This window comes from Arthrobacter sp. V1I7, assembly GCF_030817015.1.
Lineage (GTDB): Bacteria > Actinomycetota > Actinomycetes > Actinomycetales > Micrococcaceae > Arthrobacter.
This window is the reverse complement of the sequence record NZ_JAUSYS010000001.1, coordinates 660,032-677,480: the sequence shown is the minus strand read 5'-3', so window position 1 is coordinate 677,480 and position 17,449 is coordinate 660,032. Positions and strand designations below refer to the sequence as shown.

The 17,449-nt window shown below is 67.6% G+C and carries 15 protein-coding genes; 8 read left to right on the top strand and 7 right to left on the bottom strand.

Annotated elements, in window-relative coordinates; translation table 11 throughout:
- Positions 1–8: 8 nt before the first annotated feature.
- The 3 genes from paaC to paaA form a co-directional block, all read right to left on the bottom strand.
- Positions 9–935 carry a 1,2-phenylacetyl-CoA epoxidase subunit PaaC gene (gene paaC, locus QFZ69_RS03245; RefSeq protein ID WP_306915590.1) on the bottom strand — a complete coding sequence of 309 codons (927 nt, stop codon included), beginning with the start codon at positions 933–935 and terminating at the stop codon, positions 9–11.
- Positions 932–1,342, bottom strand: a complete 411-nt coding sequence (gene paaB, locus QFZ69_RS03240; RefSeq protein ID WP_306915589.1) for a 1,2-phenylacetyl-CoA epoxidase subunit PaaB — start codon at positions 1,340–1,342, stop codon at positions 932–934. The genes paaC and paaB overlap by 4 nt, the downstream gene beginning before the upstream one ends.
- Positions 1,343–1,449: 107 nt before the next feature.
- Positions 1,450–2,481: a 1,2-phenylacetyl-CoA epoxidase subunit PaaA gene (gene paaA / locus QFZ69_RS03235; RefSeq protein ID WP_306915588.1), complete on the bottom strand. Its 1,032-nt coding sequence runs from the start codon at positions 2,479–2,481 to the stop codon at positions 1,450–1,452.
- A gap of 225 nt (positions 2,482–2,706) precedes the next feature.
- On the opposite strand from paaA, the gene QFZ69_RS03230 reads away from it, so the two are divergent.
- The 4 genes from QFZ69_RS03230 (at position 2,707) to QFZ69_RS03215 (ending at position 7,389) form a co-directional block, all read left to right on the top strand.
- Positions 2,707–3,312 (top strand): low molecular weight phosphatase family protein, encoded by a 606-nt coding sequence (locus tag QFZ69_RS03230; RefSeq protein WP_306915587.1) that lies wholly within the window; start codon positions 2,707–2,709, stop codon positions 3,310–3,312.
- 1 nt (position 3,313) lies between these two features.
- The gene (locus tag QFZ69_RS03225) at positions 3,314–4,378 is read left to right on the top strand and encodes an LCP family protein (protein WP_306999899.1); all 1,065 of its coding nucleotides are present in this window, start codon (positions 3,314–3,316) and stop codon (positions 4,376–4,378) included.
- Between the two features lie 27 nt (positions 4,379–4,405).
- Positions 4,406–6,637, top strand: a complete 2,232-nt coding sequence (locus tag QFZ69_RS03220) for a S9 family peptidase (protein WP_306915585.1) — start codon at positions 4,406–4,408, stop codon at positions 6,635–6,637.
- A 134-nt stretch (positions 6,638–6,771) separates the two neighbouring features.
- Positions 6,772–7,389, top strand: a complete 618-nt coding sequence (locus QFZ69_RS03215) for a dihydrofolate reductase family protein (RefSeq protein ID WP_306999898.1) — start codon at positions 6,772–6,774, stop codon at positions 7,387–7,389.
- A gap of 98 nt (positions 7,390–7,487) precedes the next feature.
- On the opposite strand, the gene QFZ69_RS03210 is transcribed toward QFZ69_RS03215, so the two are convergent.
- Positions 7,488–8,657, bottom strand: a complete 1,170-nt coding sequence (locus QFZ69_RS03210; RefSeq protein WP_306915583.1) for an acetate kinase — start codon at positions 8,655–8,657, stop codon at positions 7,488–7,490.
- An 8-nt stretch (positions 8,658–8,665) separates the two neighbouring features.
- Complete coding sequence (gene pta, locus QFZ69_RS03205) at positions 8,666–10,810, bottom strand: phosphate acetyltransferase (RefSeq protein ID WP_306915582.1); 2,145 nt, start codon at positions 10,808–10,810, stop codon at positions 8,666–8,668.
- Positions 10,811–10,996: 186 nt separating this feature from the next.
- On the opposite strand from pta, the gene QFZ69_RS03200 reads away from it, so the two are divergent.
- The 4 genes from QFZ69_RS03200 (at position 10,997) to QFZ69_RS03185 (ending at position 14,418) form a co-directional block, all read left to right on the top strand.
- The gene (locus tag QFZ69_RS03200; RefSeq protein WP_306915581.1) at positions 10,997–11,515 is read left to right on the top strand and encodes a hotdog fold thioesterase; all 519 of its coding nucleotides are present in this window, start codon (positions 10,997–10,999) and stop codon (positions 11,513–11,515) included.
- Positions 11,516–11,530: 15 nt separating this feature from the next.
- On the top strand, positions 11,531–12,859 hold the full coding sequence (gene paaK, locus QFZ69_RS03195; RefSeq protein WP_306915580.1) for a phenylacetate--CoA ligase PaaK: 1,329 nt from the start codon (positions 11,531–11,533) through the stop codon (positions 12,857–12,859).
- Between the two features lie 83 nt (positions 12,860–12,942).
- Positions 12,943–13,548 (top strand): TetR/AcrR family transcriptional regulator, encoded by a 606-nt coding sequence (locus QFZ69_RS03190; RefSeq protein ID WP_306915579.1) that lies wholly within the window; start codon positions 12,943–12,945, stop codon positions 13,546–13,548.
- Positions 13,549–13,632: 84 nt separating this feature from the next.
- Positions 13,633–14,418, top strand: coding sequence for a DUF427 domain-containing protein (locus tag QFZ69_RS03185; protein ID WP_306915578.1), 786 nt, complete (start codon positions 13,633–13,635; stop codon positions 14,416–14,418).
- Positions 14,419–14,644: 226 nt separating this feature from the next.
- Here the strand turns inward: QFZ69_RS03185 and QFZ69_RS03180 are convergent, their stop codons facing one another.
- Together QFZ69_RS03180 and paaZ are read right to left on the bottom strand one after the other, a co-directional pair.
- A complete protein-coding gene (locus QFZ69_RS03180; RefSeq protein ID WP_306915577.1) occupies positions 14,645–15,052 on the bottom strand; it encodes a VOC family protein in 408 nt (135 codons plus the stop codon).
- Positions 15,053–15,193: 141 nt separating this feature from the next.
- Entirely contained in the window at positions 15,194–17,305 is a 2,112-nt protein-coding gene (gene paaZ, locus QFZ69_RS03175) for a phenylacetic acid degradation bifunctional protein PaaZ (protein WP_306915576.1), read from the bottom strand.
- Positions 17,306–17,449: the final 144 nt, after the last annotated feature.

The following is a 17,449-nucleotide window of genomic DNA, read 5'->3' as shown; positions in this document are numbered from 1 at the left end:
CACGGCGGTCACCAGCTCGCTCCGGGATGCTCCCGGGCCAGCACCTGCATTTCGGCGAGGATGTACCCCAGGTGCTCGGAGTGCTGGCCGCGGCGCCCGCCGCCCGGTGCGGACGGCACCTGCGGCACCTCCAGCTCCGCTTCGGCCAGGACCTCACCGGTCAGGCGGTCAAAATCCGCTTTCAGGCTGGACGGTTCGACGGCGGCGCCGGCTTCAGCCAGGCGGGCGGTCAGCTCGTCGTCCTCGAAAAGCTCGCCGAGGTACGGCCAGCTGAGCCGGAGGCCGTGGATGATGCGGCGGCGGGATTCCTCGGTGCCGAGCGCCAGGCGCAGGATCCATTGCGCGCTGTGGTCGCGGTGATAGTCCACTTCCTTCACGGCCTTGGCCGCGACGGCCGCGAGGGTGGTGTCCGTGGACTCCGTCAGCCGGCGGTACAGCTCGAACTGGTAGTAGCTCACCAAAAACTGGCGGGCAATGGTGACGGCGAAGTCGCCGTTGGGCTGCTCGAACAGGTGCGCGGACCGGAACTCGTGTTCGCGGCGGAAGTAGGCCAGGTCATTCTCGCTCTTCGCTCCGCCGTCCCCTTCGAAGGCGCCTCCGGCGTAGCTGAGGAAGGACCGGGCGTGGCCCAGCTGGTCCAGGGCGATGTTCCCGAGGGCCACGTCCTCCTCCAGCTCGGGGGCGCGGGAAATCCAGTGGCCCAGCCGCTGGGCGAGGATGAGGGCGTCGTCGCCCAGGCGCAGGGCGTACTCGGCGACGTCTTCGCTGGGCTTGGCGGTGCCTCGGGCCACCGCCAAAGCGATGTCCTCCGGGCGGAGTGCGTTGCCCGGGGTGATGCGGGTGGCGCTGGCAGACGAATCGCCGCTGCCGGCCACGCCCACGGAGATGTCGCCGTGGCCGCCGTGATCTTCGGTATCCGTTCCGGGACTGCTCACAGGTGCTTCACGCCCTCACTCTTGGTGTAATACGTGGCGTGCCGGTAGTCCTTGCCCTGGGGTGACTCAAAGAAGGAGCCCTTCGCATCGGGATCGCTGGCGGCGATGGCGTCGGCCGGGACAACCCAGATGGACACGCCCTCGTTGCGGCGGGTGTACAGGTCGCGGGCGTTGCGCAGGGCCATGGCCGCATCCGGGGCATGCAAGGAGCCGGCGTGCACGTGTGAGAGACCGCGGCTGGACCGGACAAAGACTTCCCAGAGCGGCCAGACATTTCCTCTGCCGGTTGCGCCGGCCGGGGCTTCGGCGGGTGAGCCGGCGGGTGAGCCTGCCGGAACCTTCTCCGCGCCGCGGATCACCTCGCCGGCGGAACTGGCGGGGACTTCCGGGTTGCCGTGGGGGGCCATGGCGACAGGGGTCCCCGGCCGCGGGCCCACAGCCGCAGGGTTCCCTGGCCGAGCTTGCGAGGCTAGGGGGCGGCTGGGGACTTGCGAGGGTGGGGCGTCGGTGGGGATCATGCTGCGTCTTCCTTCTCTGCGTATTTACGTGCCTGTTTTGCCGCATAGGCTGCGGCGGCTTCGCGCACCCAGGCGCCGTTCTCGTGGGCTTCGCGGCGGCGCTCCAGGCGCTGCGCGTTGCAGGGGCCCCGGCCGGCGAGGACTTCCTTGAACTCGTTCCAGTCCAGCGGGCCGTGCTCCCATTTCCTGGCTTCCTCGTTGAAACGGATGTCCTGGTCCGGGAGTGTGAGCCCCAGGACCCTGACCTGCTCGACCATCATGCCGACAAAGCGGCTGCGGAGTTCGTCGTTGCCGAAGCGCTTGATGTTCCAGGCCATGGACTGCTGGGAATTGGGTGAATCATCGTCCGGCGGGCCGAACATCATCAGCGCCGGGGCGTACCAGCGGTTCACCGCATCCTGCGCCATCTGCTTCTGCTCCGGTGTTCCCTTGGCCAGTTCCAGCAGGATCTCGAAACCCTGCCGCTGGTGGAAGGACTCCTCCTTGCAGACCCGGACCATGGCCCGGCCGTAGGGCCCGTAGGACGCACGGCACAGCGGCACCTGGTTGCAGATGGCCGCACCATCCACCAGCCAGCCGATCGCGCCCATGTCCGCCCAGGTCCGGGCCGGGTAGTTGAAGATCGAGGAGTAGCGGGCCCTGCCGGCGATGAGGTCGGCCATCATCTGATCGCGCGGCTGGCCGAGCGTTTCGGCGGCAGAGTAGAGGTACAGGCCATGGCCGGCCTCGTCCTGGACCTTGGCCATCAGGATGGCCTTGCGCTTGAGGCTCGGGGCGCGGGAGATCCAGTTGGCCTCCGGCTGCATACCGATGATCTCCGAGTGCGCGTGCTGCGAGATCTGTCGCAACAGGGTCTTGCGGTAGGCCGGCGGCATCCAGTCGCGCGGCTCGATGCGGGAATCTTCCGCCATGACCTTGTCGAAGTAGGCCTGTCCCTCCGCGTCCCGCCGCGCCGCATCTTCGGGGCTCTGTTCATGCCGTCCCGGTGTTGGCTCTGCGGGCGCTGACTGCAGGGTCTGCGATGCCATGGTTGCTCCTATGCATTTCCGATAAATAATTACCGACCGTTCGTTCAGGATATGGGGAAGTGCTGAGATGCGTCAAGCACAGCCACGGCCGGTCTTAGCGGATTCCAAGTTTTGCCGGGGCCGTTGGTGGTAATCTCTGGAACACGCCGCCGCAGCTGCCCTCTCGGCGGACCAACGGGGTGACCGCCTGGCCACCAGGAACTTGGGCGACGGAAACTAGGAACTGTGGAAACCTCCTCAAATGTCCGGATCCTCACTGTCTGCACCGGAAACATCTGCCGCTCGCCCGTCGCCGAGCGGATGCTCCAGGCCGGGCTCGACGAGGTCAGCGCCGGTACCTTCCGGGTCCGAAGCGCCGGAACCTTGGCCGCGGCCGGCGCCCCGGTCCAGCTCCCCTCGGCCCGGATCATTGAATCCCACGGCGGACGGCCGGACGGCTTCGCGGCACGCCAACTGACGCCGGGGATGCTCCGCGGCACGGACATCATCCTTACCATGACAGCGAGCCACCGCAGCGACGTGGTCAGGTTGAAGCCGTCAGCGCTCAAGCGGACCTTCACGATCCGCGAATTCGCCCGCCTGCTGAAAGCCCTGGAGGAGCGGGACGCCGGCCCCGCGCCGGACGCCGACCTGGCCACGCGGTGGAAGGCCCTTCCCGAACGGGCCGCCACCGTGCGGCACCTCGCCCTGGTGAACGACGCCGCCGACAATGACGTGGCGGACCCCTACCGGCTGGGACCTGAGGCCTACCAGCGGATGGAGGACGAGCTGGTGCCGGCGGTCCTCACCATCCTCCGCTTCGCCCACCGGACCGCACCGGCGGAGGTCTGAGGTGGGCGGGCCGGCGCTGGACGGGTCCCCGGCTCCCGCCGGAAGGCGCCACCTGCGCCCGCTCCTCGTTGCCGTGGCCGCCCTGCTAATCCTCGCCGTCGCAGGCGCGGCGTATTTCCTGAGCCGGCCGCGGACCGACACGTCCGCCCCTGCAGAGACTCCCAACCCGGCCCCGGCCGCCGCCCCGGAGACGCCACCGACCCCCAGCGCCACGCCGACGCCGGAGCCGGAACCGCCGCCCGTCGCGTTGAACATCCTGCTGGTGGGCAGCGACAGCCGGGTGAATGCCCGGGCCGAAGCGGCCTCCGGGGCGCGCTCCGACCAGCGCAGCGACGTCCTCGTTTTCATCCACCTCCCCGCGGACCGGCAGAGCGTCTACGGCATTTCCATCATGCGGGACCTGTGGGTGGACATCCCCGGGTACGGTGCCGCGAAAATCAATGCCGCCCTGGAACTGGGCGGGGTGCCGCTCCAGGCGCTGACGGTGTCGGCGCTGCTGGGCCAGCGCATCGACCACACGGTGATGCTGGACTTCGAGGGATTCAGCGCACTGACGGATGCCCTCGGCGGCGTTGTGGTCGACGTCAAGCTGCCGTTCTCATCCACGGTGGACACCCGATATTATTTCCCGCCCGGCGCGAACCGGCTCAATGGCGCCCAGGCACTGTCCTTCGTGCGGGAGCGCCACGCTTTTGTCGACGGCGACTACCAGCGGGTCCGCAACCAGCAGACCTTCCTGAAGGCCGCGCTGGCGAAATTGCTGAACGAAGGCGGACTCGCCGACCGGAACACCGTTCGGGAACTGGTCCGGACGGTGCTGCCGCACGTCACGCTGGACGCCAGCTTCACCCTCGCATCGCTGGAACACCTGGCCTACAGCCTCCGCAGCACTGCACCCGGGCGCGGCGTGTTCTTCACGCTTCCGACGGCGGGCACCGGAACCAGCCGGGACGGTCAGTCCATCGTCCTGCAGGACCCCGCAGCGACCGCCGCGGTCTCGGCCGCGCTGGCCGGGCAGACGCTGGCCGAGTACGTGGCCGCCAACAACCTGCAGAACGGCAATTGAGTCGGTGCTTTTGGGTACATTGGACCAATGACCCACACCCTTTCGCAGCCCGCTGCGCACCCTGACGAAGTGCAGCCTCCCGTCGCCAGGAAGGTTCCCGCCCTGCGCACCCACCACGGCGACTCGTTCGAGGACAACTACGAGTGGCTGCGCGAGAAGGAATCCCCGGAGGTCGTGGACCTGCTCAAGGCAGAAAACGCCTACCAGGAGGCAGTGACCGCCCATCAGGAGCCGCTGCGTGAGGCGATCTTCCAGGAGATCAAAGGCCGCACCCAGGAAACCGACCTCTCCGTGCCCTACCGCAAGGACGGCTGGTGGTACTACACGCGCTCGGTGGAGGGGAAGGAATACGGCATCCAGTGCCGCGTGCAGGCCCAGGACACCGGCGACCGTGTCGCGGACTGGACTCCCCCTGCCGTTGAGGCCGGCGTCGACATCCCCGGTGAGGAAGTCCTGCTGGACGGCAACGTGGAGGCGGAGGGCAAGCCCTTCTTTTCGGTGGGCGGGGCCGCAGTGACCGTCGACGGGGCCCTTTACGCCTACGCCGTGGACAATGCCGGCGACGAGCGCTTCACGCTGCGCTTCAAGGATCTCCGGAGCGGCGAGCTGCTCCCCGATGTGATCGAGAATGTCTTCTACGGCATCGCCTTCTCCCCGGACGGTTCGCGGATCTTCTACACCGTGGTCGACGACTCGTGGCGGCCGTACCAGGTGAAGTCCCATGTGCTGGGCACGCCCGTCACCGACGACGAAGTCATCTACCAGGAGGACGACGTCGCCATGTGGCTCGGCTTCGAACTCTCGGCCGACCGGCGCCACCTCGTGCTGAGCATCGGCTGCTCCGAGTTCAGCGAAACCAGGCTGCTGCGCTTTGACGCGCTCGACGCCGGGCTCAGCACCGTGATCTCCCGCGGGGAACGCATCCTGTACGAGGCGGAGCCGTTCCTGCTGGACAATGCCTCCGGATCACCGGAGGAGCGGATCCTCCTGACGCACAACCGGGACGCGATCAACTCCATGATCTCCCTGGTGGACCCGGCGGAACTCGCCAGGCCGCTCGCCGAGCAGCACTGGACCACCGTCGTCGAGCATTCCGACGACGTCCGCGTCAACGGCGCCGGTGTCACCTCGACGCATGTCTTTGTCTCCGTCCGCAAGGACACCATCGAGCGGGTGCAGGTCCTTGCCCTGGCGGGACTCGGCACGCCGGAGCAGGCCGCACCGGTGGAGCCTGCCTTCGAGGAGGAGCTCTACACGGCCGAGGTCGCGGGTTCCGACTACGACGCTCCCGTCATCCGGATGGCCTACACCTCCTACTTCACCCCGACCCGGGTGTACGACTTCGTGCTGCCGACGCCGGAGCAGCCCGACGGCGCGCTGCTCCTGCGCAAGGAAAGCCCCGTGCTGGGCGGCTACCGGCCCGGCGACTATGTGGCGAAGCGGGAGTGGGCCGTGGCCGCGGATGGCACCCGGATCCCCCTCTCAGTGCTCCGGCACGCGTCGGTAAAGCAGGACGCGACGGCGGCCGGCCTCGTGTACGGCTACGGCTCCTATGAGTTGAGCATGGACCCGGGCTTCGCGATCCCCCGGCTCTCGCTGCTGGACCGCGGGGTTGTGTTTGTGATCGCCCATGTCCGTGGCGGCGGGGAGCTCGGCCGACACTGGTACGAGAAGGGTAAGAAGCTGCACAAGAAGAACACCTTCACGGACTTCATCGCGGCCACCGACTGGCTCGCGCGGTCCGGCTGGGTGGACCCGGAGCGGATCGCGGCCATGGGCGGCTCCGCCGGCGGCCTGCTGATGGGCGCCGTCGCCAACCTCGCCCCGGAAAAGTACGCCGCGATTGTCGCTGCCGTGCCGTTCGTGGACGCCCTGACCACCATTTTGGACCCCGAGCTTCCGCTGTCCGCGCTCGAATGGGAGGAATGGGGCAACCCGATCACAGACCCGGACGTCTACGCCTACATGAAGTCGTACACCCCGTACGAGAACGTCCGCGGCGTGGCCTACCCCAAGATCGCGGCCGTCACGAGCTTCAACGACACCCGGGTGCTGTACGTGGAGCCGGCCAAGTGGGTGCAGCGGCTGCGCGAGGAGACCACGGGGCACGATCCCATCGTGATGAAGATCGAGATGGAAGGCGGCCACGGCGGCGCGTCCGGCCGCTACGTGCACTGGCGTGAGCGGGCCTGGGACTACGCCTTCGTCGCCGATTCCCTGGGCGCCGCCGAGCTGCTGCCGGGAGCCGGGCTGAAGTAACAGGATCCCGGCAGCCCGCACCGACCCACCCCCGTCCCCATCGATTGCTCCATAACGGCCCTTCGGGGGTCAAAACGGCACTCCCGGAGCAGTCGATGGGCTTCTGCAACCAACACGGAGAGAGGCAACACGCGATGAGACTGACGCTCACGGAATTCCTTACCTTGGACGGTGTGTCGCAGGGTCCTGGCTCCCCTGATGAGGACATCAGCGACGGGTTCTCACGGGGAGGCTGGTTCGTCCCCTTCCTGGACGAGGAGTTCATCCAGCACGCTGCGGACTGGCTCGGTGCGGCGGACGCACTACTGTTCGGCCGCCGCACCTACGACAACTTTTCGAGGGACTGGCCGAAGATCACCGATCCCGATGATCCATTCTCTGAAAAGATGAATGGTCTGCCGAAGTACGTGGCCTCCCGCAGCCTGGCACGGGCTGCCTGGGCGCCCACGACGATCCTGTCCGGGGACGTCGCCGCACAGGTCGCTGAGTTGAAGCGGCAGCCCGGCAGGGAGTTACAGATCCACGGGAGTGCCCGGCTGGCACAGTCGCTGCTTGGCGCGGGGCTGATTGACGAGCTGAGGCTGGTAATCGCCCCGGTGGTGGTGGGTAACGGCCGGCGGCTGTTTCCGGTGGGAGGCGCCCCGGCCGGCCTGCGTCTGGTCCGCACCAAAACGACGCCCGGCGGACTCGCGATTCTAGTCTATGAGTCGGCCGGGCTTCCAAAGTACGGGACCTATGATGCTGGTGCATAAAATCGGACAGCGGGTCACACCCGGCGGGGCGTCCGTCATCGCCCCAGGCTTCCCGTCGATTGCTCCATAGCTGCCGTTATGAGCCTTCTTAAGGGCCGTTACGGGGCAACGGACGCGTGACCGACGACGGCGGCCGCTGCCTCGGCGATCGCGCGTTCCTCATCGGTGGGAACGACGAGCACCGGCAGGGTCGAGGCGGGCGTGGAAATCACCCGCGGATCCGCGGACCGCTGCCGGTTCAGGCCGGCGTCGAGCTCCACCCCAAGAGCGCCGAGCCGCTCCGCCACCAGGGCCCGGAACTGGTGCGAGTTTTCGCCGATCCCGGCAGTGAACACGAGGGCTTTCGCCCCGCCGACCGCCACGTGGTAGCCGCCGATGTACTTCGCGAGCCGGTAGGAGGCGACGGCCAGGGCCATGGCCGCCTTGGCGTCACCGGCTTCCGACGCCTCGACGACAGAGCGCATGTCGGAGTTGCCGGCCAGGCCCTTGAGGCCGGACTGCCGGTTGAGCATGGAATCGAGGTCCTCCGGGGACCAGCCGGCCCGTCCGAGGAACACGAGGATGGACGGGTCCAGGTCGCCCGAGCGGGTGCCCATCACGAGGCCCTCCAGCGGGGTGAAACCCATCGACGTGTCGACTGACTCACCGCCGCGGATCGCGGTGACGGAGGCGCCGTTGCCGAGGTGGGCGATGACGGCGTCGAATTCGTCCACCGGGACGTCCAGCAGCGCGGCAGCCCGGTGCGTCACATATTCGTGCGAGGTGCCATGGAAACCGTAGCGGCGGATGCCGTGGTCCGTGTACAGCGCGTCCGGCACCGCATAGCGCCAGGCGTGCTCGGGCAGGGTGCGGTGGAAGGCGGTGTCGAACACGGCCACCTGCGGCAGGTCCGGCCACTTCTTCGAGATCGCGCGGATCCCGAGCACGTTGGCGGGGTTGTGCAGCGGCGCGAGCGGGTTGAGCCGCTCGATCGCCCGGGTGATCTCGTTGTTGACGAGCACCGGCTCGGCGAAGCGTTCCCCGCCGTGCACGACGCGGTGGCCTACGGCGTCCAGCACCCGCTCCCCCAGCGCCGCGTGGATGTCGGCGTCCACCTGTTCCAGGGCCTCCGCGTGGTCCCGGGGACCCACGATTTCGCCGTCGCCGTCGCCGCCGTTGCCCACGCCGATTCTTTCGACCAGCCCCTCGGCCAGCACGCTTCCGGCTTCGACGTCACGGACCTGGTACTTGAGCGAGGACGAGCCTGAGTTGATGACGAGCACGAGCATGGGGCCTCCTAAGCCTTCATTTCCGTGGACTGGGTTTCGGCGGAGCTGGGGGTGGCGGACCGGGTTTCGGTGGACTGGCTTTCGGTGGACTGGGCCTGGATCGCGGTGATGGCCACCGTGTTGACGATGTCCTCGACGGTGCACCCGCGGGAGAGGTCGTTCACCGGTTTGCGCAGCCCCTGCAGCACCGGTCCGACGGCGACGGCTCCGGAGGACTGCTGGACGGCCTTGTAGGTGTTGTTGCCGGTGTTCAGGTCCGGGAAGATGAAGACGGTCGCCTGCCCGGCCACCGAGGAACCGGGCATCTTCGATTCGGCGATGGCCGCGTCGACGGCGGCGTCGTACTGGATGGGTCCCTCCACCGGGAGGTCCGGGCGCCGGCTGCGTACGAGCCCGGTGGCCTGCCGGACCTTGTCTACGGCCTCCCCGGTCCCGGAACCACCGGTGGAGTAGGAAAGCATGGCCACCCGCGGCTCCACGCCGAACTGCGCGGCGGTCTCGGCCGAGGCCAGGGCGATGTCCGCCAGCTGCTCATCGTTCGGGTCCGGGTTCACGGCGCAGTCGCCGTACACCAGCACCCGGTCCGGCATCAGCATCAGGAACACGGAGGAGACGATCTTGACGCCTTCGCGGGTTTTCACGAACTCCAGCGCCGGACGGATGGTGTGGGCCGTAGTGTGCGCGGCTCCGGACACCATTCCGTCCACCACGCCCAGCTGGACCATCATCGTGCCGAAATAGCTGCCGTCCAGCAGAACTTCCTGCGCCTTGGCGAGGTCGACGCCCTTGTGCGCCCGCAGCTTCGCGTACTCCTGCGCGAACCGCTCGCGGAGCACCGAGCTGGCCGGGTCGATGATGTTGATGCCGGTGAGGTCGATGCCCTGGGTGGACGCGACCTCGCGGACCTCGGATTCCCGGCCCAGGACGGTGAGCTCGCAGACGTCGCGGCGGTGCAGGATTTCCGCCGCCCGCAGGATCCGGGCATCCTTGCCTTCCGGGAGGACGATGTGCCGGCGCTGCGAGCGGGCCCGCCCGATCAGCTCGTGCAGGAAGCGCAGCGGCGTCATCCGCTCGGGCCGCGGCAGGTGCAGCCGTTCGATCAGTTCGGCCTCGTCCACGCGTTTGGACCAGAGGCCCAGGGCGGAAGCCACCTTGCGGCGGTGCCCCGACCAGATTTCGCTGCGCACGCCGGAGACCCGTTGGGCCGTGACATAGGTATCGTCCGGGGCGGTGAACACCGGGAAAGGCGCCTGCGCCAGCAGCGAATAGATGTTGGCTTCGGGTGCCAGCCCGCCGGTGAGGATGAGCGCGGAGGGCACCGGGAACTCCGGCGAGAAGGAGGACGCGAGGCAGGCGACCAGCACGTCCGCCCGGTCGCCCGGCACGATCACCAGCGCGCCGTCGTCGAGCATGTGCAGGAAGTTGGCGACGCTCATGGCGGCCACCTTGATGGAGTGCACGTCGCGTTCCAGGTCGGCCAGGCCGGCCACCTGACCCATTCCCATGGCGGCGGCCACCTCGCCGGTGGTGGGCCGGGCGATCTCCTCCAGCTCGGGCAGGACATAGACGGGTCGGCCGGAGGCGCCCGGGCGGACCGCGGCGGCGATGGCCTCGAGGTCTTCCGGATCGGCGCGGTTGACCATGATGGCGAGGAGGGAGCACCTTTCGGCGAGGAGCTCCTTGCGGGCCACCTCAACGGCGTCAGCGGCCTCCGCCACGGTCAGGCCCTTCGCCCCGACGACGGCGACGACAGGGGCGGCCAGGTTGTTGGCGAGCCGGGCGTTTAGGTCGAACTCGACGGCGGCGTCCTGGCCGGTCAGGTCGGTGCCCTCCACGATCACGACGTCACAGTGCCGCGACATCCCGGCAAAGATCTCCACGCAGCGGGAGTCGATTTCCTCGCGTTTTCCTTCCGCGAGCAATCCGCGGACCTCGGCGAAGGTCAGCGCGCCGCGGCAGCGGTCGTCGTCGAGGTCGAACCGGGCCTTCATCAAGGCGACCATAGGGTCCGAGGCAACATCGTGGCCGTTGACCACCGGCTTGAAGAAGCCGATGCGGTCCGCATGCCGGTGCAGGGTGTCCGCCAGGCCCAGGGCGATCAACGACTTGCCCGACCCCGGAGTGGTCGCGCTGACGTAGATTCCTTTAGCCATGGCCCGCCCCTTACTGTGAAGTGCTGCTGCTCCACTCCCACCCTACTTTCTCCAGCCGACCAGCCCGCACCGGGTCTGCCAGGCCGTGTCCGGCGACCGCTTAACACCCTGCCCCCTCTTGACAGTGGGCACCCAAATGGGATTACCTAATGAACATTCGGTAAATAAAGCTGGAGGCAATGACGCATGGCTGGACTGACGGTTTCCGGTGATACCCACCCCATCCTTAAGGACGACTACGCCTCGGAGTGGATGGGCATCGAAGTCGTGGCGCTGGACGATGGACACGCCACGATCCGCATGGCGCTCCGGCAGGAAATGCTGAACGGATTCGGCATGGCCCACGGCGGAATGATCTTCGCCTTCGGTGACACCGCCTTCGCGCTGGCCTGCAACCCCGCCAACCCGGAGCCGGCTGACGAGGGAAACATCACCGTGGCCTCCGGCGTCGATATCAACTTCATCAAGCCGGCGTTCCGTGGCCAGGTCCTGACCGCCGTCGCCAACCGGCGCGCCAGCACGGGACGCAGCGGCCTCTACGACATCCAGATCTACGCCGCCGCTCCCGGCACGGAAGCCCCGACGGCGGCACCCGCGGGCCCGGCGCCCGCAGCCACGGTCGCCGGCGAACTCCCCACCGACACCCTCCCCGGCGAACTCATCGCCGAATTCCGCGGCCGCAGCCGCACCATCTCGAAGAAATAGAAGCAGGGACCCCAGATGACCCAAGAAACCGTCGCCGCCACCAGTGATGCCGTCCTGGACCGCGAAGAAACCATCTCCCGCGACGAGCTCGAGGCGTTGCAGCTCAGCCGCCTGCAGCACACCGTGGCCTACGCCTACGACCGCGTACCCCTGTACAAGCGCAAGTTCGACGAGACCGGCGTCCACCCGACGGACCTTCGCGAGCTCTCCGACCTGGCCAGGTTCCCGTTCACCACAAAGGAAGACCTCCGCCTCGAATACCCCTTCGGCATGTTCGCCGTACCGCAGCGCGAGGTGGCCCGGATCCATGCCAGCTCCGGCACCACGGGCCGTGCCACCGTGGTCGGGTACACCAAGAAGGACCTCGCCGACTGGGCCAAGCTGGTGGCGCGCTCGTTCCGCGCCTCCGGGGTCCGTCCCGGCATGAAGGTCCACAACGCCTACGGCTACGGCCTGTTCACCGGCGGGATGGGGGCCCACGCCGGCGCCGAGGCCCTGGGCTGCACGGTCATCCCCATCTCCGGCGGCCAGACCGAACGCCAGATCACGCTCATCCAGGATTTCGAGCCCGACGTCATCCTGGCCACCCCGACGTACCTGCTGACGATTGCCGATGCCATGGTCAAGCAGGGAATCGACCCTGCCTCCACCTCGCTGAAGTACGCCGTTCTCGGCGCCGAGCCGTGGACCGAGGAAATGCGCCACGAGCTGGAAGTGACGATGAACATCAAGGCCTGCGACATCTACGGCCTCTCCGAGGTCATGGGCCCCGGCGTGGCCGGCGAAGCCGTGGAAACCCAGGACGGCAGCCACATCTGGGAGGACCACTTCCGCCCCGAGATCATTGACGCGTTTGACCCGTCTGTGGTCCTCGGCGACGGCGAGCACGGCGAGCTGGTCTTCACCTCGCTCACCAAGGAAGCGCTGCCGATCATCCGGTACCGCACCAAGGACCTCACGCGGCTGCTTCCCGGCACGGCCCGCCCGGCGCACCGCCGCATGGGCCGGATCACCGGCCGCAGCGACGACATGATCATCCTGCGCGGCGTGAACCTGTTCCCCTCGCAGATCGAGGAGATCGCGCTGCGCATCCCGGAGCTGAGCCCGCACTTCCAGCTGGAGCTCACCCGCCCCGAGGGCCAGCGCATGGACCAGCTCGCGGTGAAGATCGAACGCCGCGGATCCGTGAGCCTGGAGGGAAGCGCGGCTGCGGCGAAGGTGCTGCAGCAGCAGATCAAGATCCAGGTGGGTTCCACCTGCCGGGTGGACGTCGTGGAGCCAGGATCGCTGGAACGGTCCAACGGCAAGCTGCGCCGGATCTACGACCTGCGGCCGAAGCCCTGACCACATCACGTCCAGCCGCCCGGGCCGGCCCTCCGGCCGCCGGGCGGGCTGACTGATCCCCTGATCGTGAGAAACTAGCCACTATGCCCAGCACAGCAACCACCACCAAGCGCGGCCGTCCCGGTTATGACCAGCAGTCGGTGCTGGTGATCGCCGTCGAGGTCTTCAACCGCCACGGTTACGACGCCACGTCGATGGGCATCCTTGCCGAGAACCTGGGCATCTCCAAATCCGCGATCTACCATCACGTACCGTCCAAGGGCGACCTGCTGAAGCTCGCCCTGGACCACGCCCTCGGCGGGCTCGAAGCCATCCTGGACCAGCCCGCGGCCACCGCCGGTTCGGCCGATGCCCGGCTGGAGTTCGTGGTCCGCCAGACCATCTCCGTGCTGGTGGAACGGCTGCCCTTCGTGACCCTGCTGCTGCGCCTGCGCGGGAACACTGAGATCGAGCGGGACGCGCTGGAACGGCGCCGCGCCTTCGACCACAAGGTGGCCGCCCTGATTTCCGAGGCCCGGGACGAGGGCACGCTCCGCCAGGACATCGACCCACGCACCGTCACCCGTCTGCTGTTCGGCACAATCAACTCGATCGTCGAGTGGTACAAGCCCGGCGGAACGCTGTCCCCGGAAAAGCTGGCCGACGACGTCATCACCATGGCATTCCACGGCCTGCACGTTCCCCGCTAGGCCGGGTCTTTCCTAGGCCGGGACCCTCCTCACCTCCCGCAGGATCCCATTGACGGCGGGCGGCGCCGAGTCCACGCTGTGAGGATGGCCACCAGACTATCCAAGGTGCTCTTCGGCACTTTCCCCCAGCTGAGGTACGAACCCACTGCCAAAAGGATCCGTGCGAGCCTCGACGGAAAAGTCGTCGTCGATACCCTGCAGGCCTGCCTGATTTGGGAACCGCGGCGGATCACCCCCATCTTTGCGGTGCGGGAGCAGGAACTGTTGGCGGAGCTCGTCGCGCCGGGACTGCCGGCGGCTTCTGTCGAGGAGCACGCGTTCGCGCTTCAACAAGGCGAGGCACCGACGTCGCTCGACCCCGGAACGGCGTTTGGCAAGCACACCTGCGCCGGCGAGGAACTCGACGTTGTGACGGCCGCGGCAGCGGTTCCGCGGGCAGCCTTCCGGCTCGAGGACCCGGACCTGGCAGGCTATGTGCTGCTGGATTTCTCGGCCTTCGACTGGCTCGAGGACGATGAGGAAATCATCGGCCACCCCCGTGACCCGTTCCACCGCGTGGATATCCGCGCGTCGTCCTCGGACGTGGAGGTAGCGCTCGACGGCGTGACGCTGGCCCGCACGAACGCTGCGCAGCTGCTGTACGAGACGATGCTCCCGGTGCGGTACTACATCCCGCCGTCTGATGTCCGGCTGGATTTGATGGAGGAGAGCCCCAAACGGACCGTCTGCCCTTACAAGGGCCAGGCCAGCTACTGGAGCTACCCGGATTCCGGGCAGGGCAGGAACCTCGCGTGGAGCACGACCGGCGCTTCCCCGATGCCGCCCAGATCCACGGCCTCGTCAGTTTCTTCAATGAGAGAGTGGACCTGAGGGTCGATGGCGTACTCCAGCCCCGCCCCGTGTCACCGTGGTCCCGCCCGGGCGGTGCGGGCGGTCCGGGGGCACTTTGACGGCCGCGGCACGTGTTTCGCCGACGAACACCGGCGTGTCCAAGTCAATGTGCCCCTGCCCGGCCGTCGGCCACAGAAAAGCGCCCCGGCTCGAGCCGGGACGCTGCGTGTTTCTGTCCGCCGGTGCCCAGCGCTCAGAACTGGGGTCAGAGCTGGTAGTCAGCCTGCGTGGTGATGTTCTCATGCACGCAGAGGATGTTGCGCTCCGAATCCATGAACCAGGCGCACTTCTCAGATTCCGTTGTACAAATGTGGTTCTCGGTCTTGAGATCCGGGAGGTCGTAGTCCTGGAACTGGACGCCCTTGGCTTCCATGTCCTTGACCGTGCGCTCGATTTCGCTGACTTCGAAACTCAGGGTGGTGTGCTCTGAGTGCTTTCCATCCGTGACCGGCATGAGCTGCAGCATCGGGCCGTCGCCACTGCCGAATAATTCGCTTCCGTCGTCTGCCACTCCACGGTGCGGGAGACCCAACGTGTCCGCATAGAAATGCCGGGCGCGTTCTGCATCATCGACTGGCAGGACTGTTGTGGCTTTGCTGAGTACTAGGGTCATTTCGCCACCTCCTACGATGAAGATTTTACGCCGCGGCGGGGTAGAAAGATCCGCCGATCTACCCCGCCGGCGTGAGGGTTTCCCCATGAGCGAGAAAACATGGGCGCGGAGTCTCACGCCGGTGGCAGGGCGCAGGAAGGTCTACTTCTCCACCAGGGTGAGCACGTCGTAGGTGGCGACGATTTCGTCGCTCTGGTTGGTCAGGACAGCGTCCCAGGCCACCTCGCCGTACTCGTCGGTCTCGCGCGGGGTGATCTTCTTGGCCGTCAGGGTCACCCTGATGGAGTCGCCGGCGGCCACCGGGGTGATGAAGCGCAGGTTCTCCAGGCCGTAGTTGGCCAGCACGGGGCCCGGAGCCGGCTCCACGAACAGTCCGGCGCCCCAGGCCAGCAGCAGGTAGCCGTGCGCCACGATGCCCGGGAAGAACGGGTTGGCCGCGGCTGCTTCCCGGTTGGTGTGGGCGTAGAAGGTGTCGCCGGTGGAGTTCGCGAACTTCGTGATCTCGTCCAGGGACACTTCGCGCAGCCCGGAGCGGATGGCATCGCCGATGTGCAGGGTGCTCAGGGACTTCCGGAACGGGTGCTGGCCTTCGGTCTCGAGGGTGAAGTTCCGGTCCGCGCCGGCGTGCCAGATCCCGGTGACGGCGGTCAGCATGTTGGGCGAGCCCTGGATGGCGGTGCGCTGCATGTGGTGCATGACCGAACGGATACCGCCGAGCTCCTCGCCGCCGCCGGCGCGGCCGGGACCGCCGTGGACCAGGTGCGGGACCGGTGAGCCGTGGCCGGTGGAGCTGCGGGCGTCCTCACGGTTAAGCATCAGGACGCGGCCGTGGTGGGCCGCGATGCCGGTGACGAGTTCACGGGCAACGGCGGGATCATTCGTGCAGATCGAGGCAACCAGCGAGCCACCGCCACGGGCGGCGAGGCGGACGGCGTCGGCCAGGTCCGCATAGCCGATCACCGAGGAGACCGGGCCAAACGCCTCAAGCGAGTGGACCTCTTCGGCCTCCGGATCAGCCCAGCTCAGCAGCACCGGGGACATGAAGGCGCCGTCCTCGACGACGCCGACGCTACCGTCCGCGCTGGTGACCTTCGGCGAATCGAGGGTGCCGTATGCGAGTTCGCCGCCGGCGTCGAGCATGGACTGGACGGCCGCCCGGACGTCGGCCAGTTGCTCACGGGAGGCCAGGGCACCCATGGTGACGCCTTCGGTGCGGGGGTCCCCGAGCACAACACGCTCCAGGATCCGCTCCCCCACGGCGGCCACAACATCGGCCACAAGTTCCTGCGGGACGATAGCGCGGCGGATCGAGGTGCACTTCTGGCCGGCCTTGGCGGTCATCTCGGTGACGAGGGATTTGATGAAGGCGTCGAATTCCGGTGTGCCCTTGACCGCGTCCGGGCCCAGGATCGCGGCGTTCAGGGAATCGGTTTCCGAGGTGAAGCGGATCCCGCCCTTGGCCACATTGACGTGGTTCTTGAGCGTGTTGGCGGTGGACGCGGAGCCGGTGAAGGCCACGAGGTCGCGGTAGTCGAGGTGGTCCAGCAGGGTGCGGACGGAGCCCGAGATCAGCTGCAGGGAACCCTTCGGCAGGATGCCTGATTCGTCGATGGCCTTGACCACTGCAGCGGCCACGTAGCCGGTGGGGGTGGCGGGCTTGACGATGGTCGGCACGCCGGCAAGGAAAGCCGGGGCAAGCTTCTCGAGCATGCCCCAGACCGGGAAGTTGAAGGCATTGATCTGCACGGCCACGCCCGGGATGCGGGTGTAGATGTGCTCGCCGGCGAAGGAGCCGTCCTTGGACAGCACCTCCATGGGGCCATCCACCACCACTTGGGAGTTGGGAAGTTCACGGCGGCCTTTGGAACCGAAGGTGAAGAGCACGCCGATGCCGCCGTCGATGTCGATCATCGAATCGATCCTGGTGGCACCGGTCTGCGCCGAGAGCGCGTAGAACTCCTCGCGGCGTCCGGTGAGGTACTGCGCCAGCTCCTTGAGTTTGAGCGCGCGCTGGTGGAAGGTCAGCTTGCCCAGTTCCGCCTGCCCCGTGGTGCGTCCGTAGTCGACGACGGCGGCGAGGTCCAGCCCCTCGGTGCTCACCCTGGCCAGGAGTTCGCCGGTGCTGGCGTCGAGGACGGGGGCCGCGCCGGCCGCGGAGCCGGCATCGGGCGTCCACCAGGAGTCCCTGATGAAGCTGGGAACGATCCCGACAGTGTCTAGTGTGGATTCCGGAGCAGTTGCAGTGGTGGTCATCGTTGACGGGTCCTTCCAACGCGGGGCAAGATCAACACGGCCAGCGCATTACTGACCGTCCGTTCGGTAATATGTCTACAGTACATGAATGAGGCCTGCCGCACACCCGTTGGGGCAGCACAAACCGGCCTGAGCCATCTGGTC

Bases quoted from the DNA above. Each gene is read 5' to 3' on its own strand.
- paaB (WP_306915589.1), bottom strand. From the start codon at position 1,342: ATGGCCCCCCACGGCAACCCGGAAGTCCCCGCCAGTTCCGCCGGCGAG.
- paaA (WP_306915588.1), bottom strand. From the start codon at position 2,481: ATGGCATCGCAGACCCTGCAGTCAGCGCCCGCAGAGCCAACACCGGGA.
- QFZ69_RS03220 (WP_306915585.1), top strand. From the start codon at position 4,406: ATGACCCACACCCTTTCGCAGCCCGCTGCGCACCCTGACGAAGTGCAG.
- QFZ69_RS03215 (WP_306999898.1), top strand. From the start codon at position 6,772: ATGAGACTGACGCTCACGGAATTCCTTACCTTGGACGGTGTGTCGCAG.
- QFZ69_RS03210 (WP_306915583.1), bottom strand. From the start codon at position 8,657: ATGCTCGTGCTCGTCATCAACTCAGGCTCGTCCTCGCTCAAGTACCAG.
- pta (WP_306915582.1), bottom strand. From the start codon at position 10,810: ATGGCTAAAGGAATCTACGTCAGCGCGACCACTCCGGGGTCGGGCAAG.
- QFZ69_RS03200 (WP_306915581.1), top strand. From the start codon at position 10,997: ATGGCTGGACTGACGGTTTCCGGTGATACCCACCCCATCCTTAAGGAC.
- paaK (WP_306915580.1), top strand. From the start codon at position 11,531: ATGACCCAAGAAACCGTCGCCGCCACCAGTGATGCCGTCCTGGACCGC.
- QFZ69_RS03190 (WP_306915579.1), top strand. From the start codon at position 12,943: ATGCCCAGCACAGCAACCACCACCAAGCGCGGCCGTCCCGGTTATGAC.
- QFZ69_RS03185 (WP_306915578.1), top strand. From the start codon at position 13,633: ATGGCCACCAGACTATCCAAGGTGCTCTTCGGCACTTTCCCCCAGCTG.
- QFZ69_RS03180 (WP_306915577.1), bottom strand. From the start codon at position 15,052: ATGACCCTAGTACTCAGCAAAGCCACAACAGTCCTGCCAGTCGATGAT.
- paaZ (WP_306915576.1), bottom strand. From the start codon at position 17,305: ATGACCACCACTGCAACTGCTCCGGAATCCACACTAGACACTGTCGGG.